The sequence below is a fragment of the Nocardia anocheti genome (genome assembly GCF_029675105.1).
GTDB lineage: Bacteria > Actinomycetota > Actinomycetes > Mycobacteriales > Mycobacteriaceae > Nocardia.
On record NZ_JAQQFV010000003.1, the window covers coordinates 645,083 to 668,690 of the forward strand.

The 23,608-nt window shown below is 70.3% G+C and carries 26 protein-coding genes and 1 riboswitch; of the genes, 16 read left to right on the top strand and 10 right to left on the bottom strand.

Annotation, left to right across the window (positions count from 1 at the left end; translation table 11 throughout):
• The first annotated feature begins 38 nt into the window (after positions 1–38).
• The 3 genes from QC180_RS10540 (at position 39) to QC180_RS10550 (ending at position 4,992) form a co-directional block, all read left to right on the top strand.
• The gene (locus tag QC180_RS10540; protein WP_278262465.1) at positions 39–1,472 is read left to right on the top strand and encodes a hypothetical protein; all 1,434 of its coding nucleotides are present in this window, start codon (positions 39–41) and stop codon (positions 1,470–1,472) included.
• Between the two features lie 90 nt (positions 1,473–1,562).
• Positions 1,563–2,474 (top strand): formylglycine-generating enzyme family protein, encoded by a 912-nt coding sequence (locus QC180_RS10545; RefSeq protein ID WP_278262582.1) that lies wholly within the window; start codon positions 1,563–1,565, stop codon positions 2,472–2,474.
• A gap of 160 nt (positions 2,475–2,634) precedes the next feature.
• Complete coding sequence (locus QC180_RS10550) at positions 2,635–4,992, top strand: arylsulfatase (protein ID WP_278262466.1); 2,358 nt, start codon at positions 2,635–2,637, stop codon at positions 4,990–4,992.
• Positions 4,993–4,999: 7 nt separating this feature from the next.
• On the opposite strand, the gene QC180_RS10555 is transcribed toward QC180_RS10550, so the two are convergent.
• Both QC180_RS10555 and QC180_RS10560 read right to left on the bottom strand, forming a co-directional pair.
• Positions 5,000–5,944, bottom strand: coding sequence for an HAD family hydrolase (locus QC180_RS10555; protein WP_278262467.1), 945 nt, complete (start codon positions 5,942–5,944; stop codon positions 5,000–5,002).
• Between the two features lie 90 nt (positions 5,945–6,034).
• Positions 6,035–6,730, bottom strand: coding sequence for an LmeA family phospholipid-binding protein (locus QC180_RS10560; protein WP_278262468.1), 696 nt, complete (start codon positions 6,728–6,730; stop codon positions 6,035–6,037).
• Between the two features lie 181 nt (positions 6,731–6,911).
• On the opposite strand from QC180_RS10560, the gene QC180_RS10565 reads away from it, so the two are divergent.
• The 3 genes from QC180_RS10565 (at position 6,912) to QC180_RS10575 (ending at position 8,041) form a co-directional block, all read left to right on the top strand.
• On the top strand, positions 6,912–7,085 hold the full coding sequence (locus tag QC180_RS10565; protein WP_278262469.1) for a CsbD family protein: 174 nt from the start codon (positions 6,912–6,914) through the stop codon (positions 7,083–7,085).
• A gap of 133 nt (positions 7,086–7,218) precedes the next feature.
• Positions 7,219–7,707, top strand: a complete 489-nt coding sequence (locus QC180_RS10570) for a DUF6328 family protein (protein ID WP_278262470.1) — start codon at positions 7,219–7,221, stop codon at positions 7,705–7,707.
• A 31-nt stretch (positions 7,708–7,738) separates the two neighbouring features.
• On the top strand, positions 7,739–8,041 hold the full coding sequence (locus QC180_RS10575) for a hypothetical protein (RefSeq protein ID WP_278262471.1): 303 nt from the start codon (positions 7,739–7,741) through the stop codon (positions 8,039–8,041).
• Positions 8,042–8,047: 6 nt separating this feature from the next.
• On the opposite strand, the gene QC180_RS10580 is transcribed toward QC180_RS10575, so the two are convergent.
• Positions 8,048–9,145 (bottom strand): glutamate--cysteine ligase 2, encoded by a 1,098-nt coding sequence (locus QC180_RS10580; RefSeq protein WP_278262472.1) that lies wholly within the window; start codon positions 9,143–9,145, stop codon positions 8,048–8,050.
• A 151-nt stretch (positions 9,146–9,296) separates the two neighbouring features.
• Between QC180_RS10580 and QC180_RS10585 the strand changes: the two genes are divergently transcribed.
• Genes QC180_RS10585 through QC180_RS10595 form a run of 3 tightly spaced genes read left to right on the top strand, consistent with a single transcriptional unit; the run spans position 9,297 to position 11,195 of the window.
• Positions 9,297–9,971, top strand: coding sequence for a HemK2/MTQ2 family protein methyltransferase (locus QC180_RS10585; protein WP_278262473.1), 675 nt, complete (start codon positions 9,297–9,299; stop codon positions 9,969–9,971).
• Positions 9,931–10,173, top strand: a complete 243-nt coding sequence (locus tag QC180_RS10590; RefSeq protein ID WP_278262474.1) for a CDGSH iron-sulfur domain-containing protein — start codon at positions 9,931–9,933, stop codon at positions 10,171–10,173. Before QC180_RS10585 ends, QC180_RS10590 begins: the two co-directional genes overlap by 41 nt.
• Positions 10,170–11,195, top strand: a complete 1,026-nt coding sequence (locus QC180_RS10595) for an iron-containing redox enzyme family protein (protein WP_278262475.1) — start codon at positions 10,170–10,172, stop codon at positions 11,193–11,195. The genes QC180_RS10590 and QC180_RS10595 overlap by 4 nt, the downstream gene beginning before the upstream one ends.
• On the opposite strand, the gene QC180_RS10600 is transcribed toward QC180_RS10595, so the two are convergent.
• Both QC180_RS10600 and QC180_RS10605 read right to left on the bottom strand, forming a co-directional pair.
• Complete coding sequence (locus QC180_RS10600; protein ID WP_278262476.1) at positions 11,156–11,563, bottom strand: STAS domain-containing protein; 408 nt, start codon at positions 11,561–11,563, stop codon at positions 11,156–11,158. The two genes, QC180_RS10595 and QC180_RS10600, sit on opposite strands and share 40 nt — an antisense overlap.
• A gap of 140 nt (positions 11,564–11,703) precedes the next feature.
• Entirely contained in the window at positions 11,704–11,838 is a 135-nt protein-coding gene (locus QC180_RS10605) for a hypothetical protein (protein WP_278262477.1), read from the bottom strand.
• A 451-nt stretch (positions 11,839–12,289) separates the two neighbouring features.
• On the opposite strand from QC180_RS10605, the gene QC180_RS10610 reads away from it, so the two are divergent.
• Entirely contained in the window at positions 12,290–13,750 is a 1,461-nt protein-coding gene (locus QC180_RS10610; protein ID WP_278262478.1) for an aminotransferase class I/II-fold pyridoxal phosphate-dependent enzyme, read from the top strand.
• Between the two features lie 19 nt (positions 13,751–13,769).
• Positions 13,770–14,381 carry a flavodoxin family protein gene (locus tag QC180_RS10615; RefSeq protein WP_278262479.1) on the top strand — a complete coding sequence of 204 codons (612 nt, stop codon included), beginning with the start codon at positions 13,770–13,772 and terminating at the stop codon, positions 14,379–14,381.
• Here the strand turns inward: QC180_RS10615 and QC180_RS10620 are convergent, their stop codons facing one another.
• Genes QC180_RS10620 through QC180_RS10630 form a run of 3 tightly spaced genes read right to left on the bottom strand, consistent with a single transcriptional unit; the run spans position 14,382 to position 16,272 of the window.
• Positions 14,382–15,056, bottom strand: coding sequence for a PAS and ANTAR domain-containing protein (locus QC180_RS10620; RefSeq protein ID WP_278262480.1), 675 nt, complete (start codon positions 15,054–15,056; stop codon positions 14,382–14,384).
• A complete protein-coding gene (locus QC180_RS10625; RefSeq protein ID WP_278262481.1) occupies positions 15,053–15,751 on the bottom strand; it encodes an MFS transporter in 699 nt (232 codons plus the stop codon). Before QC180_RS10625 ends, QC180_RS10620 begins: the two co-directional genes overlap by 4 nt.
• Positions 15,748–16,272, bottom strand: coding sequence for an MFS transporter (locus tag QC180_RS10630; protein ID WP_278262482.1), 525 nt, complete (start codon positions 16,270–16,272; stop codon positions 15,748–15,750). The genes QC180_RS10625 and QC180_RS10630 overlap by 4 nt, the downstream gene beginning before the upstream one ends.
• A 76-nt stretch (positions 16,273–16,348) precedes the next feature.
• On the opposite strand from QC180_RS10630, the gene QC180_RS10635 reads away from it, so the two are divergent.
• The gene (locus QC180_RS10635; protein ID WP_278262483.1) at positions 16,349–16,927 is read left to right on the top strand and encodes a TetR/AcrR family transcriptional regulator; all 579 of its coding nucleotides are present in this window, start codon (positions 16,349–16,351) and stop codon (positions 16,925–16,927) included.
• Here QC180_RS10635 and QC180_RS10640 read toward each other — a convergent pair.
• Both QC180_RS10640 and QC180_RS10645 read right to left on the bottom strand, forming a co-directional pair.
• Positions 16,909–17,817 carry an alpha/beta hydrolase family protein gene (locus QC180_RS10640; protein WP_278262484.1) on the bottom strand — a complete coding sequence of 303 codons (909 nt, stop codon included), beginning with the start codon at positions 17,815–17,817 and terminating at the stop codon, positions 16,909–16,911. The genes QC180_RS10635 and QC180_RS10640 overlap by 19 nt on opposite strands.
• 86 nt (positions 17,818–17,903) lie before the next feature.
• Positions 17,904–20,015, bottom strand: a complete 2,112-nt coding sequence (locus tag QC180_RS10645) for an acyltransferase family protein (protein ID WP_278262485.1) — start codon at positions 20,013–20,015, stop codon at positions 17,904–17,906.
• Between the two features lie 153 nt (positions 20,016–20,168).
• A riboswitch (TPP riboswitch) is annotated at positions 20,169–20,264 on the top strand.
• Between QC180_RS10645 and QC180_RS10650 the strand changes: the two genes are divergently transcribed.
• The 4 genes from QC180_RS10650 (at position 20,247) to QC180_RS10665 (ending at position 23,598) form a co-directional block, all read left to right on the top strand.
• Positions 20,247–20,963 carry a TenA family protein gene (locus QC180_RS10650; protein ID WP_278262486.1) on the top strand — a complete coding sequence of 239 codons (717 nt, stop codon included), beginning with the start codon at positions 20,247–20,249 and terminating at the stop codon, positions 20,961–20,963. (Overlaps the previous riboswitch by 18 nt.)
• The gene (locus QC180_RS10655) at positions 20,960–21,982 is read left to right on the top strand and encodes an ABC transporter substrate-binding protein (RefSeq protein WP_278262487.1); all 1,023 of its coding nucleotides are present in this window, start codon (positions 20,960–20,962) and stop codon (positions 21,980–21,982) included. Before QC180_RS10650 ends, QC180_RS10655 begins: the two co-directional genes overlap by 4 nt.
• Positions 21,960–22,781 (top strand): ABC transporter permease, encoded by an 822-nt coding sequence (locus QC180_RS10660; protein ID WP_278262488.1) that lies wholly within the window; start codon positions 21,960–21,962, stop codon positions 22,779–22,781. The genes QC180_RS10655 and QC180_RS10660 overlap by 23 nt, the downstream gene beginning before the upstream one ends.
• Entirely contained in the window at positions 22,774–23,598 is an 825-nt protein-coding gene (locus QC180_RS10665) for an ABC transporter ATP-binding protein (protein WP_278262489.1), read from the top strand. The genes QC180_RS10660 and QC180_RS10665 overlap by 8 nt, the downstream gene beginning before the upstream one ends.
• Positions 23,599–23,608: the final 10 nt, after the last annotated feature.

Sequence of the window (23,608 nt, forward strand, 5' to 3'; positions counted from 1 at the left end):
GGTTCGAATATTCGGTGCCGAGAGTCAGGGAGTCGCCCGTGTTCGACAGACTGGGCCGCACGGCCACGATCGCCGCGATCGCGACGGCCGCGCTGCTGACGGTGTCCACCGGCACCGCGACAGCGGGTTTCGGCACCCTGCCCCCGGCGAATCCGCACCTCGGGCCCCTCGGTACCGCGACCATGCACGGCGATGCCGAGTCCTCCGACGCCACCCCGTTCGCCGGGCCCGGCACCGGCGACATCGACAGCCGGTTCCGTGAGCTCGCCGCGGCGTGCCCGACGATTCTGCAGGGCGCGGACGGGATGCCGCAGGCGCTGTGCACGAAGATCGTCGACCGGGCACCCACGGTCTTCCTGCTTGATCCGCACAGCGGGCAGCCGCTGGCCTCGCTGGATCTGGCCAAGGGCAGCCTGCTCGGTGGCGTGTACGCCTACCTCGACAGCGACGACCGGATGGTCACCGTCGACGGCAGCGGCAAGCTGCTGCGCGTCGGGCACCGTCGCGACGGTGACGGCTGGACGGTGTTCGTGGACTCGAGCACCGAGATCTCCGCCGCGGTCACCGGACACTGCGGCGGCGGGGACTGCGACGCGGTGAGTTCGGTGATGCCCGATTTCGACGGTCGGGTCTGGTTCGCCACCGACAATGCCGCGGCCGGGTTCGCCGATCCGGCCACCGGTGCCGTCCGCTCGATCGTGCTGGGTCCGGGCGAGAAGGTCGCCAACAGCATCTCCGCCGCGCCCGAGGGTGTCGCGATCGCCACCACGCACGCGCTGTACCTGGTCGACGTGGACGCGGCCGGGGCACCGCGTGTCCGCTGGCGGCAGGTCTACGATCGCGGCCCCGCCCGCAAGCCAGGACAGCTGTCCTGGGGCACCGGTGCCACGCCGACGTTCTTCGGGCCGGGCAGTGGCACCGAGTATCTGGCGATCACCGACAACGCGGTGCCCAAGGAGAACCTGCTCGTCTTCGACACCGCCACCGGGGATCGGGTGTGCTCGGTCCCGGCGGTCGACGGCACCGAGAACTCCCCGATCGGGTCGGGCAACAGCCTGTTCGTGGCCAGCACCTACGGCTACCCGTATCCGGCCGTGCCCGAGGGCGCCGGGCCGAGCGAACCGGCGAGCGCGGCGTTCACCGGCGGGATGGTCCGGGTGGACGTCGAAGGCGCCGGGTGCCGGGTGGTGTGGACCAATTCGGCGCTCTCGGCGGCGGTTCCGCGACTGTCGGTGGCCGACGGCAAGATCTACACCGTCACCCGGCACACCGTGATCCCGACCGGCAGCGCCGGGGTGACCGACAGCTTCCACTACACCGTCATCGACGCCGCCACCGGACGCCTCGACACCGAGCGGCCGATCGGCGCGACCGCGATCCACAACACCCTGCAGATGGTGGGCACCATCACCCCGGACCGGACGCTCTACCAGGGCACCATGAGCGGCCTGTTCCGGATCGCCCCGCGCTGACCCGCGCGAGGCGCGCTGGCGTGTCCCGCACGCTCCCGGCCGCCCACCCGGCACAGTCGAGTCATGACAGTGTGTCCAGCGCCGCGCGGGATGGCGTGGATCCCGGGTGGGACCTTCCTGATGGGTTCGTCGGAGTTCTATCCCGAGGAGGCGCCGCCGCATCCGGTGGCCGTGGACGGTTTCTGGATCGACGATCACCCGGTGACCGTGGCCGAGTTCCGCCGCTTCGTGAAGGCGACCGGTCATGTCACCTCGGCCGAGCGGCCGATCGATCCGGCGGACTTCCCCGAGGCCGACCCGGCCGCGCTCGTGCCGGGCGCGCTGGTGTTCCGGCAGACGAAAGGCCCGGTCGACCTGGACGACTGGCGGCAGTGGTGGAGCTATCTGCCCGGCGCGAACTGGCGTCATCCGAACGGCCCGGACAGCACCCTGGACGGGCGTCAGCAGCATCCGGTCACCCAGGTGGCCTACGCCGATGCCCTCGCCTACGCCGCCTGGGCGGGCAAGGATCTGCCGACCGAGGCCGAGTGGGAGTTCGCGGCGCGCGGCGGACTCGAGGCCGCGGTCTTCCCGTGGGGTGACGAGTTCCTGCCGAAGCGGCGTCGCATGGCCAATACCTGGCACGGCGAATTCCCCTGGCAGCACCTGCCCTCGGGCAAGGTCGACGCGACGCCCGGCACTACGCCGGTGCGCAGCTATCCGCCCAACGGGTACGGGCTCTACGACGTGGTCGGCAATGTCTGGGAGTGGACCAGCGACCACTACCGCGACCGCCACACCGACCCCGCCCCGCGCGCCTGCTGCGCTCCCCGCAATCCGCGCGTCGACACCGCGGACGCGCAGGACGCCGACGTTCCGGAGCCGTTCCGGCGACGGGTCACCAAGGGCGGCTCGCATCTGTGCGCGCCGAACTATTGCTTCCGCTATCGACCGGCAGCCCGACAGGGCCAGTCCGCCGACACCGCGACGTGTCACCTCGGATTCCGGTGCGTGCTCCGGTGAGAGACCGGGCGAGCGCCCGAAAATCCCTGGTGCAAGGTCTCGATCAGGTGCACGAACGTCGCGGCACCGCTGTTCGGCCGGGCCGAGGCGACTTAGCATGTACGGGCACGACCTGCGTTCTCCTCGAACGACAGAGCGAGACAGCGAAAGGCGGGCAACCGTGGCTGGGACGTTCCGTGGCGTGATCAATCTCGACATCCGTGATTCGGTGCCCGACTGGGCGCCCTACGCGGCGCCCACCGCGCCGGAGGGTGCGCCGAATGTCGTCTACGTTGTGCTCGACGACGTCGGGTTCGGTGCGCTGAGCTGCTACGGCGGACCCATCGACACCCCGAACATCGACCGGCTGGCCGAATCCGGTCTGCGCTACAGCCAATGGCACACCACCGCACTGTGTTCGCCCACCCGCTCGGCCCTGCTGACCGGCCGCAACCACACCACCAACGGCATGGCGTGCATCAGCGAGGCGGCGGTCGGCTTCCCCAATGCCAACGGCCACATCCCCGCCGCCTGCGCCACGCTGCCGGAGATCCTGCTCGAGCACGGCTACAGCACCGCCATGGTCGGCAAGTGGCATCTGTGCCCGGAGGACGAGTCGCATCTGGCGGCCACGCGCCGGAACTGGCCGCTGGGCCGTGGCTTCGAGCGGTTCTACGGGTTCCTCGGCGCCGAGACCAGCCAGTGGTATCCGGACCTCATCCACGACAACCATCCGGTCGAGCCGCCCTCGACACCCGAGCAGGGCTATCACTTCAGTGTCGACATCACCGACAAGGCGATCCAATACTTCGACGACGTCAAGGCGATCGTCCCCGAGCGGCCGGTCTTCCTCTACTACGCGCCGGGCTGCGCGCACGCGCCCCACCAGGCGCCGCCGGAGTGGATCGAGCGTTATCGCGGCCGGTTCGACGACGGCTACGAGGTGATGCGCGAGCGGATCCTCGCGCGCCAGATCGAACTCGGCCTGGTGCCGCCGAACACCGAACTGCCGCCGATCAATCCGATCGGCACCCCCGAGACCCGCAGCGGGCCCGACGGCGAACCGTTCCCCGCCCTGGACCGCACCCGGCCGTGGGCCGAACTCAGCGTCGACGAACAGCGCCTGTTCGCCCGGATGGCCGAGGCCTACGCCGGTTTCGTCGCGCACTTCGACGACCAACTCGGCAGGCTGCTCGACTATCTCGACGGCATCGGGCAGCTCGACAACACGATCTTCGTCGTGGTCTCCGACAACGGCGCCTCCGGCGAGGGCGGCCCGGACGGTTCGATCAACGAGAACAAATTCTTCAACAATGTCGCCGACGACATCGCCGAGAACCTGGCCATGATCGACGAGATCGGCGGCGTGCGCACCTACAACCACTATCCGAACGGGTGGGCGATGGCCTTCAACACCCCGTTCAAGATGTGGAAGCGGTACTCGTTCAACGGCGGTACCTGCGATCCGTGCGTGATCTCCTGGCCCGCCGGGATCGCCTCGCGCGGTGAGGTGCGCCCGCAATACCACCACGCGGTCGACATCGTCGCCACCGTACTGGACTGCCTCGGCCTCGAGCTGCCCGAGACGGTCAAGGGACACACCCAGACCCCGCTGCAGGGTGTGAGCATGCGCTACAGCTTCGACGCCCCGGATGTCGCCTCCGCCAAACGCACCCAGTTCTATTCGATGCTGGGCACCCGGGGCATCTGGCACGACGGCTGGAAGGCGGTCACCACCCATCCGGCCATCAGCGGCTGGAGCGATTTCGGGCGCGACACCTGGGAGCTGTACCACACCGACGTGGACCGGGCCGAGCTCGTCGACCTCGCCGAACGCGAACCCGAGCGCCTCGCCGAACTGATGGGCCTGTGGTTCTACGAGGCGGGCGTCAATCAGGCGTTCCCGCTCGACGATCGCTCCGCGCTCGAGATCCTGTCCACGCCACGCCCGCAGCCGACCGCGCCACGCCATCGCTACGTCTATCACCCCGGCGGCTCGGAGGTGCCCGAGTCGGTGGCGGTGAACATCCGCAACCGGTCCTACTCGATCGGCGCTCTGGTCGATCTGCCCGCGCCCGGCGCGCAGGGTGTGTTGTTCTCGCACGGTGGCCGTTTCGGTGGGCACGCGCTGTTCGTGCGCGACAACCGGCTGCACTACGTCTACAACTTCCTCGGCTCGAGTCATCAGCTGGTCACGGCCACCGAGGAGCTGCCGACCGGCGAGAATGTCATCCTGGCCGCGTCGTTCGACAAGGACGGGGAGGACTCCCCGGGCGTGGCCACCGGCATCCTGAGCCTGTTCCACGGTGACCACAAGGTCGGCGAGGGACGCATCAAGACCCAGCCGGGCAAGTTCACCCTGGCCGGGGAGGGCCTCAACGCCGGGCGCGACGGCGGCGATCCGGTCACCGACCTGTATCCGGGGCAGGCACCGTGGGCGTTCACCGGCGGGACCCTGCACCGGGTCGCGGTGGATGTCAGCGGGGAGCCCTATGTCGATCTCGAGCGGGAAGCCGAGGCGATGCTCGCCAGGGAGTGAGGCACGCTCACGCGACCGGGCCGTCGTCGAAGACCACGGTCCAGTCGCGGCGCATGCTCACCGTGGTCCAGCCCGCGCGCTCGGCGTGCGCGAGCGCGTCCTCGGCACCGGCCTCGTAGGCGAATTCGCGGTCGGCGTCGTCGTGGTGGACGAGCAGGCGCAGGGCCGGGGAGCCGGTGATCTCGGAGAACACCATCATGGGGACATCCCCGTTGGAGTTGCCGACCGACAGGATCGGGCGCCTGCCGATGCGGCTCCAGATGCGCACCGGCTTCTCCGGTCCGTCGTCGAAGAACTCCATCGCCGACTTGTAGAGCAGTTCCGAACGGCCCGAGTCCGAGCGGTAGGTGAGGCCGAGGGAACTGCCGATGATCCGCTCGGGCGGTACGCCGTAGAGGGTGTCGGCGACCGGGCGCATGAAGTCGCGATCGCCGCCGGAGGCGATGTAGTTGGTGAAGCCGTGCGCGGCGAGGAACCGCAGGAGCTCGGCCATCGGCGCGAAACCGCACGCGCGGTAGGGGCGGGCCAGGCTGGGATGCTCGGTGGTCCGGAAGAATCCGCTGACGCGCTGCTGGTATTCCTCCACGCTGATGTCACCGAAGGCGCGACTCACCCCGTCCATCAGCACCGCCAGGTCGGTGCCGTCGCCGCGATAGTGCTTGATCAGCGCCTCGTTGAGCCAGGTCGGGTCGCCCTCATACGCCGCCTGCCAGGGCTGACGGGTCCGCAACGACGCGTCGTGCTGGGCCATTTCGCGCAAGCGCGCGAGGGTGAAGTCGAGCTGGGGTTGCATCGGTTTCTCGCACCACAGGGTGCCGTCGTTGTCGAAGACCGCCACCCGCGCCTCGGGCGGGACGTAGCCGGAGCCGTCACGGTCGGTCACCCGATCGACGAACTCCTCGACGGCGGCGCGCGTGTCGCTCTCGGTCCAGGAACTCAGCTGCGCCGTCATCCCCGTGCCTCCGTCCGCTCGGTGCGTCTCCCTCCAGCAAACCCGATCCCGGCAGCGCGCGGATCACCCGGTTCGGGTGATCGGCCGGGGTCAGGGTGCGTCGGCGAAGGGGACGTCGTGGGCGGTGGCGGTGACGTGCAGGCCGTCGGCACCCGGCTGGATATCGGTGAGGCGCGCGCCCAGCGGCAGTTGCCGCAGCGGCACGGTGAAGGTCAGCACGCTGCGCAGCAAGCTCAGCGGGATCGTCGGACCGCCCACTGTGGACTGGGCCGAGACCGGGGTGACCTCGATGCCGTCCTCGGCCGGGGCGACGGTGACCACCACGATCGCGGGGATCGACAGGCCCTGCACGGGGAAGGTCCCGGTGACCCGGAGTCCGTCGGGGCCCGGAGCCACCGATTCCACGCCCTCGGGCGCGAAGCCTCGCACGCTGTCGTAGGGCACCACGGCCGTGGCCGTCGCGGTGGCGGCGATCAGGTTCTCGGTGCGGCGGTCGAGCAGGTCCGACAGCGGTGCCGCCACGTCGGTGAGCCGGACATCGAGGTCGTGGACGGTGATGTCCTCGCCGGTCCAGTCGCCGACCCGGATGTCGATCTCGGGGTAGTGCCCGTCGAGAGCCTGGGTCAGGAACGGGAAACCGCCGATCGACACCCCCGGGGCCCGGGGCAGATCGTAGGCCGCGGCGACCCGCCTGCCGATCTCGTTCTGCGCCACCACCACCGCCACCCGGTCCCCCACGACCAGCGCCACCGCCAGCACGACGATCAGTATCAGCACCGCGCGCATGCGCTCACCTGCTCGGCCATCCCACCATCATGCGGGGAAACCGCGCGCGGCACCGCCAGGACCGCCCGCGCGGGTCCGGCTGTTTGCGATATGCGGACCCGGGTATCGCCCTGAATGGGTCCCCAGGACGGCCCAACGGCCACGAGATGGTCGAGCGAACTGTCTGAAAGGAATTGCCACGATGAGCTTGGCTGACAAGGCGAAGAACAAGGCCGAGGAACTGGCAGGCAAGGCCAAGGAAGCGACGGGTAAGGCCACCGACGACCGGGACCTGGAGCAGGAAGGCCGCGTCGATCAGACCAAATCGGATCTGAAGAACGCGGGCGAGAAGGTCAAGGACGCCTTCCGCGACTGACCGCAGACGCCGGGGGCCGTCCCGCTGGGCGGCCCCCGGCGGCCGCCGCCCGATTGACGCCGCGCCGAGCGGGTATCGCCCGGTGAGGCGGCCCGGTTGCCGGGGCGTCGGGCAGTGGGCAGGAGGACACCTGATGGACGACTCGTCCTGGAACCTCGATGCTCGGGGCGAGACCGAGACCCAGCGGCTCGACCGCAACTGGGCCTCGCTGCTGCAGGAGTTGCGCGTCGTCCAGACCGGCGTCCAGCTGCTCACCGGTTTCCTGATGGTGCTGCCCTTCCAGCCGCAATTCGCCACCACCACGGTGCCGATCAAGGTGCTCTATCTGGTGGTGGTCGCCGCGTCCATCGGGGCGACCGTGCTGCTGGTGGCTCCGGTGGCGGCACACCGACTGTTGTTCCGGCGGCACCGCATCGCCTGGCTGGTGGCCTCCACCCACCGCGTCGCGATCGGCGGGGTGATCCTGCTGGGGGTCGCGCTGGTCGGCGTCGCGGTGCTGCTGTTCGGCATCGTGGCGGGCACCATCGCCGCCATCGTCGCGGGCATCGTGTTCACCGCGCTGTTCCTCGGCACCTGGCTGATCTGGCCGCTGCACGAACGCGGGCGTTCCCCCGACCGCTGACCGACGTATCCGATCCGGAAAGGACCCTGCGATGAGCACTCCGGAATATCCGCATCCGCACGATTTCCCCGACGACGAGCGCACCACGCGCTCACACGCGGGCGAATCCATCGAGGACACCCGCAACTGGCCCGGCCTGATCCTGATCGGCCTCGGACTGGTGCTGGTCGGGCTCACCCTCACCGCGGCGGGCTACGGCTTCGCGGGCTGGGCCGCCATCGCGGGCGTGCTGTGCGCGCTCTGCCTGGTCGGCGGCACCGTCATCGTGGTCGCCGAGCATCGGCGGGTCAAGGCGGCCGAGGGGCTGGACCTGACCGATCAGCGCGGGCACTGAGCCCGTTCACCCCTCCAGGGTCGCCCTGGCCAGTTCGGCCACCACATCGGCGACCTCGTCGCGTTCACGCAGCGCCCGCACCTGCCTGCGCGCACCGTTGCCCCGCGCGAGCAGCGCGGCGATCGCCTCGGTGACGAAGGTGTGATCGCCGCATTCGCGCAGCACGGGCTCGATGTGGGCGACGAGCTGGGCCAGCAGGTTCTCCTGCGGGACCACCCGGCCGTCGGCCAGATCGAGCCCGTTGCCGTCGAGCCCGAAGCGCGCGGCATTCCAGTACGCTGCCCGCAGCAGCTCCCCGGACACGGCGGGGCCGGTGTCTCCGCGTTCGATCGCACGCAACGCGACGCCGACGATTCCCCTGATCAGGGCCGCCAGCAGCGCGGATTCCGCGGCGGTGGCGGGAACGTCGCTGACCCGGATCTCCACGGTGGGGAACGACTCCGAGGGCCGCACATCCCAATAGACCATCTTGTTGTCGAGAATGCTGCCGCCCGCGCGCATCATGGCCACGATCGACTCGTAGTCCGCCAGCGAGGCGAAGTACGGCGGCGGGCCCGCGCTCGGCCAGCGCCGCCACAGGATGCTGCGCCAGCTCGCGTACCCGGTCTCGCTGCCCCGGTAGATCGCGGAATTGGCGGTGACGGCCAGCAGCACCGGCAGCCAGGGCCGGACGTGATTGCCCACCAGCACCGCGGTCTCGCGGTCCGGGACGCCGACGTGCACGTGGCACCCGCACAGGCCCTGTTCGTGCGCGATCATCCCGAAGGTGTGCGCGATGCGCTGGTAGCGGTCGGTGTCGGTCACCGGGTAGCCCTCGGGCACCGTAGGTGGCACGGCCACCGCGAGCAGGTGCACGCCGTGGTCGATCGCGCACTGGGCCACCCGGCGCCGGGACAACCGCAGTTGGGCGAGCAGTTCACCGAGGTCGGAGTGCACGTCACTGCTGGTTTCGACCTGGCAGCTGGTGAGTTCGAGTTGCAGGTCGATCCCGGCCTCGCGGGCCGCGGCGGCCACCTCGGTGTTCTTGGGGGCCGGTGCCCCGGTCACGGGGTCGGTCAGCAGGAATTCCTCTTCGACACCGACCGTGAGTGCGTGTTCGCCCACCGACCCGCTCCTTCACCCGAGGTCCGACGCTGTGCCCGGGTAAATACCCCGGTGTCCCGACCGAAACCGGGCGCGCTGATTACACCCGCGCAGTGGGGGCAATCGGTCTCCAGCACCACTTCCTCGCCCGCCCGGATGACAGGACACTGCCATGCGTCTGCTCAGAGCTCCCGGTGTGTACCGCCCCCAGGCCGACAGTTGGCTGCTGTGTCGCGCGCTGCACGATCTGCCCCGGATCTCCGGCGCACGGGTGCTCGACGCCTGCGCGGGCACCGGGGTGGCGACCCTCGCCGCCGCGGCGGCGGGCGCGGGCAGCCTGACCGCCATCGACCTGTCCTGGCCCGCGCTCGTGTCGACCTGGCTGAACTGCCGCCTGCGCGGGGTCGCGGTGGAGGTGCTGCACGGCGATTTCAGTGCCGCGCTGCGGCTGCCGCGCTTCGACCTGGTGGTGGCCAACCCGCCCTACGTGCCCGCCGCCACGGCCAGCGGGCAGGGCGCGGCGCTGGCCTGGGACGCCGGTCCGGACGGGCGCAGCGTGCTCGACCGGCTGTGCCACACGCTGCCCGATCTGCTCACCGACCACGGCTGCGGCCTGATCGTGCACTCGGCGATCAACGACGCCGACCGCAGTCTGTGCCAGTTGCGGGAGCGTGGCGTCGAGGCGCAGGTGGTCGACGGGGGGACGGTGCCGTTCGGGCCGGTCATGCGGTCGCGGGCGCGATGGCTGGCCGACCGCGGCCATATCCGGCCCGGTCAGGACGAGGAGGAATTGGTGGTGATCCGCGTTGACCGCACAGCGTCTCCCGTCGTCGGCGAACGGCACTGAACCGCGCCGTGTCGTGCTCGTCGACGGCGGACCGGCCCTGATCGATGGTCCCGTCGACCTGGTGACCGCCGACGGCGAGGTGATCCACTGCGACCGCTTCCGGGTCGCCCTGTGCCTGTGCCGCCGCTCTTCGATCTATCCCCTGTGCGACACCAGTCACCGCCGCAGGCAGCGCGGCGCACGCCCCGACGAGGCGCGATGACCACCCCGGCGCCGGGGCGCGCGCTGCCGACCCCGCGTGGTGAGCTGTCCGCGGGCCTCGTCGACCTGCTCACCCGCGCACCGGGTTCCGCGCCGCCCTCGGTCGGCGAACTCGATCCCTACGGCGAGGATCTGCTGCTCGCCCTGCACACCTGCTATGAGCTGCACTATCAGGGCTTCGCCGAGGTGGACGACGGCTGGGAGTGGGACTCGGGGCTGCTCGGTGTGCGCGCGGCGGTCGAACAGCAGTTCCTCGCCGCGTTGCGCGACGATGTCGACGGCGGCGACGATGTCGAGGGCGAGCTGGCACCGCTGCTGGAACCGGCGGGTGAGGCCACGGGGATCGCCGCGTTCCTGGCCGAGCGCGGCACCGCCGACCAGTTGCGCGAATACTTCGCGCACCGCTCGATCTACCACCACATCGAGGCCGATCCGTACGCCTGGGTGATCCCCCGGTTGCGTGGACAGCCCAAGGCGGCGCTGGTGGCGGTCGAGTTCGACGAATTCGGTGGCGGCCGTGGCGACCGGGTGCACGCCCAGCTCTACGCCGAGTTACTGGCGGGCGCCGATCTCGATCCCGGCTACCTGTACTACCTCGACAGCGTTCCCGCGCCGATGCTGGCCCTGGTCGACATGATGTCGCTGCTGGGCCTGCATCGGGGGTTGCGGGCCGCTTCGGTCGGGCATTTCGCGTCGGTGGAGATCACCTCGTCCCCGGCGTCGCGGCGGCTGGCCGAGCTCGCCCGCGAGTTGCTCCCCCATCCCGCCGTCGAGCGCTTCTACACCGAGCACGTAGAGGCCGACGCCGTGCACGAGCAGGTGATGCGCCGGGAGGTGATCGACGAGCTGCTGGCGGCCGAGCCGGACGCGGCGCGCGAGATCGTCTTCGGGATCCAGGTGACGAATCTGCTCGAGGACCGGTTCAGCGCGTATGTGCTCGACCACTGGACCAGGGAACAGTCCTCGCTGCTCGCGCCGCTCGGTCAGCGGGTCGACGCGGAGGCGGCCTCGATCGAGGTGTAGTACCGGAACAGCGGGCGCACCCCGACCAGGTCGAGTGCCCGGTCCACTTCAGGTCGGCCGGTGACCAGCCGCAGGTCGATGTCGTGGCGCGCGGCTTCCCGCTTGGCCGCGACGAGCGAGGCGGCGACGCGGATGCTCAGGAACTCGGTGCCGCGCAGGTCGAGCACCATCGCCTTGGCCCCCGAACGTAGGGACCGTTCGAGCAGCGCGCGCAACCCCGGCGCGTGGGCGGCGTCCAGTTCGGGACCGGCGAACATCACCCAGCAGCCGAGTTCGCCGCGCCGACGTAATCGCTGCACCATGCTGGTTCGGGTGGTTCCGCGATACCAGCGCAGGGCGCCGTGGCGGCGACGGGTCACGACAGCCATCGAACCTCCGTCAAGACGAAGTTCCGGTCGGTCCAGGGAGCGCAGCGACCGGGGTCGGCTGGGTTCTCAACCTGATCCAAGTCTGGCACGCGACTCTGCCGCTGTCACCGCATCGGTGACAGCGGGCGCCGGGACGCGGGTCATTTCGGGTCGTTGCCGGTGTTCTCCGGTTCGTCCGGCCGCCGCGGGGTGCGCTTGCGAACCAGCAGAACCGCCGCGACGAGGATCACCAGAGCGACGATCACCAGAATTTCCATGACCGGCGCGTACCCCACTCCCACTCCCCCAATCACGGGCTACCACGCCACCGTGATGACCGGCGGCGCTGAGCTGTTTCGTGGCACCCGCAGCGGGCATGACGACGGTAGGGCCGGGTGCGCGAAGGCCACCGGCGAGTCCGCGCGGAGATCCCGCGCCGACCACTGCGTCAGGAGGACGGCATGACTCCGATCCGATTCACCGATCCCACCCCGCCCCCGCCGTTCCCACCCGGCCCCGGCCCGGATCCGGTGCCGCCCACACCGGGTGACCCGGTACCGCCATCCCCGCCGGACCCGGCGCCGTCGCCGACCCCCACGCCCACCCCGCCGCCACGGCCGACACCGTCGCCGCCGCCCGTGCCCCCGCCCGCACCGGAACCCGAACCGTTCCCCCCGATTCCGGAACCCGACCCGCGGCTGCCCGATCCCTCGGCACGGAGGTAGACAGCGGAGAGGAGATCGATCGATGGACCACAGCACCGCCCCGCTGCTCGCCTCGGTGGCCGACTACCACGCGGCGAACCGCTACGGCTTCACCCCGCCCGGCCACCGGCAGGGCCGCGGCATCGATGACCGGGTGCTGCGCGCCCTGGGCGCCGACGCCTTCCACAGCGACATCCTGATGTCGCCCGGTCTCGACGACCGACTGGCCCGCCAGGGTCTGCTGGCCGAGGCCGAGGACCTCATGGCCGACGCGGTCGGCGCCGACGCGGCGTTCTTCTCCACCTGCGGCAGCTCGCTGTCGGTGAAGGCGGCCATGATGGCGGTGGCTGGCCACGACGGGGGTCTGCTGGTGGCCAGGGACAGCCACAAGTCGATCGTGGCGGGGCTGATCTTCTCCGGGGTGCAGCCGTACTGGATCACGCCGCGCTGGGACGCCGAGCGCCACTTCTCGCATCCGCCGTCACCGGCGCAGGTCGAGCGGGCCTGGCGCGAACATCCCGACGCGGCGGGCGCGTTGATCGTCAGCCCGAGCCCCTACGGCACCTGCGCCGATATCCGGGGCATCGCGGAGGTCTGTCACGCGCGGGGCAAGCCGCTCATCGTCGACGAGGCCTGGGGCGCGCACCTGCCCTTCCACGAGGACCTGCCGACCTGGGCGATGGATGTCGGCGCGGACGTGTGCGTGGTCAGCGTGCACAAGATGGGCATGGGCTTCGAACAGGGTTCGGTGTTCCATCTCCAAGGCGACCTGGTCGACCCGGTCCGCCTGCGCAGTTGCGCCGACCTGCTCATGACCACCAGCCCCAATGTGCTGATCTACGCCGCGCTGGACGGATGGCGCAGGCAGATGGTCGAATTCGGCCACGACCTGCTCGACACCGCGCTGAGCACCGCGCGCCGCGCCCGCGCCGAGTTGGGCGAGATCGGCGGGCTCACCGTGATGCACGACGAACTCCTCGGCGTCGAAGCGTCCCACGACCTGGACCTGCTCCAGGTGCTCGTCGACATCTCCGAGACCGGCGCGAGCGGCTACGAGGTCGCCGACTGGCTGCGCACCCACCGTCACCTGGACCTGGGATTGAGCGACCATCGCCGCATCCTGGCGACACTCTCGCCCGCCGACGACGCCGGAACCATCGATGCCCTGGTCGACGGGCTGGCCCTCTGGCGCGCCGGGCTCGACCGCCCGCGCCCGCCCGAGATCCGGCTGCCGACCCCCGACGAACTGCAACTCGAGACGGTGATGCTGCCGCGCGACGCCTTCTTCGCGCCGTCGGAGCCGGTCCCCGTCGAGAAGGCGGCGGGCCGGATCGCCGCCGAACAGCTCACCCCCTACCCGCCCGGTATCCCGGCGGTCGTGCCGGGCGAGCGACTCGACGAGGCGGTCGTGGAGTACCTGCGCACGGGTGTCGCCGCCGGACTCAATCTGCCCGATGCCGCCGATCCGCACCTGGACACCGTACGTGTCGTCCGTGACCGCTGACCTCCCGAAAGGATCTCCGATGACCGACTCCCTGCGTGCCGTCGCCCTCGTCTGCACCCTCAAGTCGTCTCCCGCGCCGTCGAGCAGTGTGCTCATCGCCGAACAGGTGCTGGCCGAGCTGGCCGGGCACGGTGTCGACGGTGAGACGGTGCGGGTGGCCGATTTCGACGTCCGCCCCGGCGTGAGCGCCGACGAGGGCGACGGCGACCAGTGGCCCGAGATCCGGCGCCGAGTCCTCGACGCCGACATCCTGCTGTTGTCGACGCCCACCTGGATGGGTCACCTGTCCTCGGTCGCGCAGCGCGCGCTCGAGCGGCTCGACGCCGAGGTGTCCAATACCGACGAGCTGGGCAGGCCCGCGGCGTTCGGCAAGATCGGGCTCGCCGCGGTGGTCGGCAACGAGGACGGCGCGCACAAGATCGTCGCCGACACCTTCCAGGCGCTCAACGACGTCGGGTTCACCATCCCCGCGCAGGGCTGCACCTACTGGAACGGCGAGGCCATGGGCAGCGTCGACTACAACGACCTGTCCGAGACCCCCGAGGCGGTACGCACGACCACCGCCACCATGGCGCGCAACGCCGCCCATCTCGCCCGGCTGCTGCGCGCGCAGAACTACCCGGCGGGGTGATCACCGGGCCGGGTCGGGCACCTCGTGCGCGGTGAGCAGGAGGTGGTCGAGCCGGGTGCGCAGCACGGCGTCGGCCCCGGCGATCTCCGGCAGCCGGGCCGCCACCCGTTCGGCGATGGTGCGGAGTTTGACGTTGGTCTCCTGGGAGCGCCACCGCAAGACCTGGAAGGCCTGCTCGGAGGTGATGGCGTAGGCCAGCATCAGCGCGCCCTTGGCCTGCTCGATTTCCGCGCGCGCCGCCAGCAGATCCGGCAGCGCGCTGTCGATGGCCTCGCGCCGGTATTCGGCGGCGGAGCCGGAGACATCGATGTAGTAGCCCGCGGTCCCGACGATGGTGCCGGAGTCGTCGAGCATCGGCTCCGACACCACGAGCACATCCCGCTGCTGTCCCTTGGTGTCGATGATGCGGTGGTGACTGGAGAAAGTGCCGACGCGATCGATCGAGGTGAGCATCGCCGCGACCCGGTCCCGGTCGTCGGGATGTTTGTGCGCCAGCAACATCTCGAGTGTGGGCACCGTCCCGGGTGGGTACCCGTGCATCTGGGCGACCTCGTCCGACCACTCCCACCGATGAGCACTGAACCAATACCGGAACCGCCCGACAGTCAGCGATTCCCCCACACCGAGCACCTGCTCCATCTGCACCCGCGCCGTCGCGCCGTCCGGTCCGATCATGCGCCGATTATCCCCGATCGGAACCGTCGAAATTCCGTGGTCCGAGGTACCGCCACGACAACACGGCGATCCCGAGGAACCCGACCGCGGTCGTCGCGATGCCCACCCGAAGACCGATGAGTCGGTTCGTGTGCAGGCACCCACCGAGCACCGCCACCCCCCGCCATCCCGACCTGCCGCGCGGTGTTCAGCACTCCCGAGGCCAGTCCCGCGAAGTCCCGATCCGCCGCCGCCATGGCCGCCCCGTTGCAGCTGGGACCGAAGAGCCCACAACCGAATCCGACGATCGCGGTCCCCACGAGCAGCACCGGCAGACTGTCCGGCCCGTCGACACCCACGCAGATCACCGACCCGACCGCCGCGATCACCGACCCGGTGATCAACAGCCAGCGCATCCCCCGCCCGGCCCACCGCCGATTCAGGACGAGCGTGGCGAACGTCCACAGCACGGCGAAGGGTACGAACAGCAGTCCCGCGCTGAAAGCGTCGTAGTCCCAGCGTGATTGCACAGAGACAACCAGCAGGAACTGCAGCCCATAGGCTGCGTACTGAAACGCGAACCCGTTGACCACGGCGGCGGAGAACGCGGACGCACGGAACACGCCCAGCGGCAGAACCGGTGCGCGAACCCTCGATTCGGTGACCACGAACGCGATCAGCAATACCGGTGCCGCCACCGACGCGACCACGGTCACCGGATCGGACCACCCGCGTTCTCCACCCTCGACCGGCCCACCATCAGCGCGATACCCCCGGTCGCACCCCACACCGTGATCGCCTTCGCCCGCTCGGCCGGTTCGGGATGCAGGCGCGTGATCAGCGCCAAGGTCGTCGGCAGAATCGCCGCACCGAAAACGCCTTGCAGACAACGGAAGACCATCAGCATCGGCAGTGTCGGGCTGACGGCACACGCGAGCGACGCGAGGGTGAATCCGCCCAGCGCCCAGAGGAAAACCCTGCGCGCACCGAGACGATCGGCGAGCACCCCCACGCTCAGCAACAGCGCCGCCAACGGGATCGTGTAGATACTGATCAGCCACTGCAGCGTCGAGATCGTGCCACCTGTCTCGCTCCGAATGGCGGGCAACGCGACATTCAGCGCGCTCCCGTCGAGCAGAATCATGAAGAACCCCAGGCAGATCGCCACCGACCCGGCCGCGGTGTTCGTCTTCGCCGCTCCGCCCGTTCCGCGTGCGCGAACCAGCGATCGCGTCATCACCGTCCCCTCCCTCGCTTCTGTACCTACAGGTACAACCGAGCCGACTGTACATACTGCTAGGTACAATCGCTAGGTGACGACAGCGGACCGCCTGGTGGCGAGCATGCAGACTCTGTTGTGGGAGAACGGGTTCACGGGCACCAGCCCGCGCGCGGTCCAGGAACTCGCCGAGGCGGGACAGGGCAGCATGTACCACCACTTCCGGAGCAAGGCGGGGCTGGCGGTGGCCGCGGAGCAGCGGATGGCCGAGGAACTCCGAGAGCAGATCAGCGGGCGGTTGCGAAGCGGTGCCACGGTGCGGGAGAAGGTCGCCGCGTTTCTCACCATCGACGAGAACGTGCTGCGTGGGTGCCGACTCGGGCGACTCGTTCAGGATTCGGCGGTGGTCGCCGATCCCGCACTGCTGGAGCCGATCTCGACGATGTTCGACTGGATCCAGGCGCGTATTCGCGAGGTGCTCGACGAGGGGGTGGCACGCGGGGAGTTGGACGGGGAGCTCGATGTCGATGCCCTGGCCACGACCGTGCTCGCGCTGCGGCAGGGGGCGTACGTGCTGGCGCGGGGGGCTCAGTCGGAGGAGCCGTTCCGGCGGGCGGTCGTGGGGATTCTGCAGTTGTTGCCGGAAGGGCGGGGTCAGTCGGTGGTGGTGTAGGTGAGGATGGTGCGGTGGGCGGTGGTCCAGGCCGGGGAGGTGGGGTCGGCGAATTCGCCGTGGCCGGTGCCGCGCAGGATCTGGAGGTCGGCGATGGTGCCCGCGCGGGCCAGGGCCTCGACGAAGCGGGTGCTCTGGGAGGGGACGACGACGCGGTCGTTGGCGCCGTGCAGGGCGGTGACGCGGATGGCGGGCGCGGGGAGCTGGTGGATGGGTGAGGCGTCGCGGTAGCGGTCTGGAACCTGGCCGGGGGTGCCGCCGAGCAGCTTCGGGACGAAGGAGTCGCGGTTGTCGGTGACGGCGGCGTCGAGGTCGAGGACGGCGGCCATCAGGGTGAGGCTGCGGATCCGGATCTCCGGATGACGCGGCGGATGCGCCGACCAGCGCCCGGCCACCCACGCCGCGAGCTGTCCCCCGGCGGAGTGGCCGGCCAGGTGCACCCGCTGCAGATCGAGCAGATTGCCCACCCGAGGCGCCACGGTGTCGGCCAGCGCGGTCACGGCGTCGTCGACATCGGTCAGGGTGACCGGCCAGCCGCCGCCCCCGCCCACCCGCCGGTATTCGACATTCCACACCGCCACCCCGTCGCGGGCCAGCGCCCGCGCGTGCGCGTCGAACTGGGCCAGGGTGCGGCCCTGGGTCCAACCACCGCCGTGGATGAGCACGACCACCGGCAGCCGGGTGTTGGCGGTCGGCGGGAGGTAGAGGTCGCCGAAGGTGTCGGGCGCGTCGCCGTAGGCGATCCGCTGGACGCTCTGTGGGTGCGCCACCACCTCGCTGACGACCGTCTCGGCGGGCACCGCCAGCTCGGCGGCGCGCAGTCCCAGCAGCGCCGCCACCACGGCGACCACGCTCACGGCCACGAGGAACCGTCGTCGGCCAGCTGCCACCGGGAACCTCCTTTTACGCCCCTGAGCAGCACGGTACCGCGCCGGTGACGCTCAGACCGTGAGGCGGGAGCCCACCGTGGCGCGGCTCACCACCAGCCGAGCAACGGTTGCAGTTCCCGCCCCAGCGGACCGGCCAGCGACCGCGAATAGCTGGCGGTGAGGTGGTGCTCGTCGTGGTAGATGAGGATGTTGCCCTCCTCGACCAGACAGCGTGTCTGCTCGCACACCGCGTCGCTCAGGTCGATCGGGAAGACACTCGGGAACGCCGAGGCGGGTTCCAGCCCCGGGTTGACCGGGTCGAGCGCGTCCTCGCGGGCCATGCCGCAGCTGCTGCGGTCACCGCCACCGGCCAGGCAGTCGACGGCCTTGTAGCGCACGGTGCCGCGCCGCAGCCAGGGCGTATCGCGCACCGCGATCACGTTCAGGCCGCGATCCGACAGCGCGGTCCACACGTCGAGGTATTCGCCCGGGGTCTCGTCACCGCCGGTGTCGCGGGGGCGGGTGCCGGTGGTGAAGACCCAGTCGGGCCGGTCGGCCTCGAGCCGGTCGATGACCTCGACCGACCAGTCCCGGCAGTCCGGGTTGGCCTCGCCCTTGTACATCGCGTCCTCGGCCAATGTGAGCGGGCAGCCCATCTTCAGATACACCTGGATGCGGAAGCTGTGCTCGGTCGCCAGGATCTGCAGGGCGGGCAGCCAGTGCTCGGCGTGGGAACTGCCGACGAGGGCCAGGGTGCGCTCGGCGTCGGGGTCGCCGTAGGCGCAGGTCACCAGGTCGCGGGTGTCCCAGTCGGCGATGCAGCCGTCGACGGTGGGCGGGGGCAGCTCGGCGGGCGCCTCGAAGACCGTGGGACGCATCGGCGCGTCCGGCACGGGCGCGCCCGCGACCAGCGCCTCGGCGCCCGGATACCGCTCCGGATCGAGCACGCCGACCGCCGTGGACGGGTTGACCCGGACCACCGCGTACTGCCAGCCCGCCGTCGCCGTGACCGTCGCGACCAGCAGCACGACCACCCCGGCCGTCACGAGCCCGCGCGCTCGGGCACCCGTCACCGGGGCCACCGCGCCACGCTGCCGCAACGGTTCCTCGACCCAGCGGTGCGTCAGCCAGGCCAGCAGCACCGATACCGCGATCACCGCGGCCCCGCCGACCAGACCGGCGTGCGGGTGCCCGCGCTCGGCGAGGAAGAAGATCAGGATGGGCCAGTGCCACAGGTACAGCGGGTAGGCGATGTCACCGAGCCACCGCATCGCCGGATGGGCCAGCAGCTGATTCACCACGGGCCACTCCCGCACCGGCAGCTCCGCGGCCGACAGGATGACCGCCAGCGCCGCGCACACCGGCAGCAGCGCCGCCGGACCGGGGAACCGATTGGCACCGTCGAGCACGATCCACCCGCACAGCACCACCCCCGCCACACCGAGGAAGGCCAGCAGGGCACGCAGGAACCGCCAGCGCGGCAGTACGGGCGCGAAGACCGCGAGCGCGGCACCCGCCAGCAGCTCCCAGCCCCGGGCGGTGCTGTCGTAGTAGTTCCAGCCCTGCCGCGTCGTCATGCCGTGGGCGGCGAGCGCGAACGAACACAGCGCGCCGACGACCACGACAACGCCGACGACGGCCCTGACCCGCTGCGGCCGCGACAGCCGGGCACACACCCAGCCGACACCCCCGATCACGACCAGCACCGTCAGATAGAACTGCCCCTGCACCGCCATCGACCACAGATGCTGCAGCGGGCTCACCGACGGGTCGGCGGCCAGATAGTCCGACCAGGTCAGCGCGAGCTGCCAGTTCTGGTAATAGAACAGCGAGGCCAGCACCTGCGCCGCCACCGTCGACCACTGCGTATACGGCAGCACCAGCACCGTGACGACGACGACCGCGGCCAGCACCACCGCCATGGCCGGGACCAGTCGTCGCAGCGTGCGCCGCAGCACCCCGCTCGCCCACCCCGGTTCCGGGGACTGCGCGCGACGCAACACCATGCCGGTGAAGAAGAACCCCGACAGCACGAGAAAGACGTCGACCCCGCCGGAGACGCGCCCGAACCACACGTGGAAGACCACGACCAACGCGATCGCCAGACCCCGCAGACCGTCCAGATCGAATCGGTACGCCGACCGCGCGACAGCCTCCCGGGACGGACTCTGTGTCCGCGCCGGGCGGGCTGTCGATTCGATCTCCGGGGGTCTCGCCATGACGAATCTCCTATCACGTCGGCCCGAGCAGAACTATTCATCCTGGCACCGAATGTGATCTGGCACGCACTGCCATTCCCGCTCGCACGCCCGAACCGAGCGGCCGATGAACGGCATTCCCCGCTTGTCGGCGGTCGCTGCTAGGGTCGGTCGAGTTCTGACACGGGGTGCTTTGCGACCGCAAGGCTGAGAACAGACCCGGGAACCTGTTCAGGTAATGCTGACGAAGGGATGTCAACGGTGTCGCGCGCCCACACCACCACCACATCGAGATTCACCGACGAGCTCTGGGAGCAGACGACAGCGCTGCGCACCGCGATCGACGATCTCGAATTCCTGCGCCGTCTCGGGGACGGCACCCTGCCGCTGGACGCCTTCCGCGTGTACATCGAACAGGATTCGCTGTACCTCACCGGGTACGCCAAGGCACTGGCCCTGCTGGCCGCCAAGTCGCCCGATCCGCAGACGGCGGCCTTCTGGGCGAACTCCTCGGCGACCGCGGCCACCGTCGAATCGGCCATGCACGACCAGCTGCTCACCGGTGGCGTGCTGCCGCCGCGCGAGGGCGAGGCCGAACACACGCCGACCTGTCTGGCCTACGTCTCCTTCCTGATCGCCGCGGCCGCGACCGAGTCCTACGCGGTCGCCGCCGCGGCCGCGCTGCCCTGCTTCTGGATCTACGCCGAGGTCGGCCGCGATCTGGCCGCGAGCGCCGCGCAGGTGATCGCCGCCGATCCCGCGCACCCGTACGCCCAGTGGGTCACCACCTACGGCGCCGAGGAGTTCCAGCAGTCCGCCGCCACCGCCCGCGCGCTGGTGGACGCGGCGGCCGAGGCGGCCGATCCGCGCGAGCGCGCGGCGATGGCTACGGCGTTCACCCTCGCGGTGCGCTACGAGTTGCTGTTCTGGGACACCGCTCTGCACCCGCAGCCCTGGCCCGCCGCATGAGCGCCCGTCTGCGCCGCGCGCTCGCGGCCGTGCTCGCCTCCGTCGCCGTGGTCTCGGTGCTCACCGCCTGCGGATCGGGCGGCGGGTCCGGCGACACCATCCGGTTCGCGCTGGACTGGACGCCGAACACCAACCACACCGGCCTCTACGTGGCCCTGCAGCGCGGCTACTTCGCCGACGCGGGCCTGGACGTGGAGGTGCTGCCGTACAACAACACCGCCGTCGACACCGTGATCGACGCGGGCAACGCGGAGTTCGGCATCAGCACCCACAATTCGTCGACCTTCGCCCGCGCCTCGGGCGCGCAGGTCAAGTCGGTGCTGGCGCCGCTGCAGCACTGGGCGACCGGGATCGGCGTGCGCGCCGACCGCGCCGACCTGGCGAGCCCGAAGGATCTCGACGGCAAGACCTACGCGGGTTTCGGCGATCCGGGTGAGCGCGAGGCGCTGCAGCAGGTCATCCGCAACGACGGCGGCACCGGCGATTTCACCTCCGTCACGCTGGGATCCTCGGCCTACGAGGCCGTCTACTCCGGCAAGGCCGACTTCACCGTGTCCTACCTGGCGTGGGAGGGCATCGAGGCCGAACACCACGGCACCCCGATGCGCTACTTCCGCTACACCGATTTCGGTTTCCCGGACTCCTACGCCATCGTGATCGACGCCAACGAGGGCTGGCTGGCCGCGAATCCGGAGCGCGCCGCCAAATTCGTGCACGCCCTGCAACGCGGGTACCAGTTCGCCGCCGACAACCCGGACCAGGCCGCCCAGGACCTCCTCGACGCCAACCCCGGCGCGTTCACCGACGAGAAACTGGTCTTCGAGAGCCAGCGCATGCTGGCCGAGCAGTTCATGAAGGACGCCGACGGCCGGGTGGGCACCCAGACCGTGCGGCAGTGGGCGGCCAACTCCGGTTTCCTCTATCGCGGTGGGTTGCTCACCGGTCCCGACGGCAAGCCGCTGACCACCGAGCCGGACTGGTCGACGTACTTCACCGATGAGTACCTCGCCGCCCCCTGACCCGCGCGCCGCGCAGACCCGCTCCGCGTGGGCGGGTCTGCGGTGGGCGCTGCCGTCGGCGCTCACCGTCGCCGTGCTGCTGGTGCTCTGGCAGATCTACGTCACCAGCAGCGGGATCCGCCCGCAGGTGCTGCCCTCGCCGCTGCGCGTGGCCGAGCAGGGCTGGGCGCATCGCGACGACATCGCCACGCACGCGGCCGCCACCCTGCAGGTGACCCTCCTCGGCTTCGCGGTCTCGCTGACGCTGGCCTGGGTGCTGGCGATCGTCGTCGACTTCTCGCCGTGGTTGCGACGGGCGCTGGTGCCGCTGTTCGTGGCCTCGCAGACGGTGCCGATCATCGCGATCGCGCCGTTGATGATCATCTGGTTCGGCTTCGGCCTGCTCCCGAAGATCCTGGTGGTCGCGCTGGTCACCTTCTTCCCCATGGCCATCGGGCTGATCGAGGGGTTCGCCGCCGCCGATCGCGAGGCGGGCGCGCTGCTGCGAAGCATGGGCGCCTCCCGGGTCCAGGTGTTCCGGTATGTGCGGCTGCCCTCGGCGATCCCCCGGTTCTTCACCGCGCTACGCATCGGCATCACCTACGCGGTGGTCGGTGCCGTGTTCGCCGAGTACGTGGGTGCCAGTGTCGGTCTCGGGATCTACATGAGCTTGCAGAAGAATTCCTTCCGGACCGACCTGGTGCTGGCCGCGGTCCTGGTGACGGCGCTGCTCAGCATCGCGCTCTACCTGGCGACCTTCGCGATCGAACGCCTCGTGGCGCCGTGGTCGCGCGCGCGGAACAGGAGCAGGCATGACTGACACCGCCGAGGACCGCATCGTCGTCGACCGGCTCACCAAGTCGTTCCCGCAAGAGGGTCGGCGCGGCGAACGGCTCGAGGTGCTGGCCGGGGTGTCGTTCAGCGTCCGTTCGGGCGAGTTCGTCACCGTCATCGGGCCCAGTGGTTGCGGCAAGAGCACGGTGTTCAACATGCTCGCCGGTCTCGAATCGCCTGATTCCGGCGGGATCCGGTTCGACGCGAGCGACGAGCCGGGCACCGGGACGCACTGCGCCTACATGCCGCAGAAGGATCTGCTGTTCCCGTGGCGTTCGGTCCTGGACAACACGGTGCTCGGTCTGCAGGTGCAGGGAGTGCCGAAAGCCGAGGCCCGGCGCCGCGCCCGCGCGCTCTTTCCCGCCTTCGGCCTGGCCGGATTCGAGGACGCCCGCCCCGAGCAGCTCTCCGGCGGGATGCGTCAGCGGGCCGCCCTGTTGCGCACCGTCGTCCAGGAGCGCGAATTGCTGCTGCTCGACGAGCCCTTCGGCGCCCTGGACTCGCTGACCCGCACCGAGATGCAGTCCTGGCTCCAGGACGTCTGGCAGCGCTATCGCTGGACGGTCCTGATGATCACCCACGACATCCGCGAGGCCGTCTACCTGTCCGACCGCGTCGTCGTCCTGTCCGCCCGCCCCGCCACCGTGCGCCACGAACTGCACGTCGACCTCCCCCGCCCCCGCGAACTGTCCCTCATCACCACACCGGAGTTCGTGGCCATGGAGGAAGAACTTCTCGAGATCCTGCACGAGGAATCCCGCCGCGCCCTGGCCCAGCAGCAATCGCTCGAACCGGGGCGCTGAGTCACCGGAC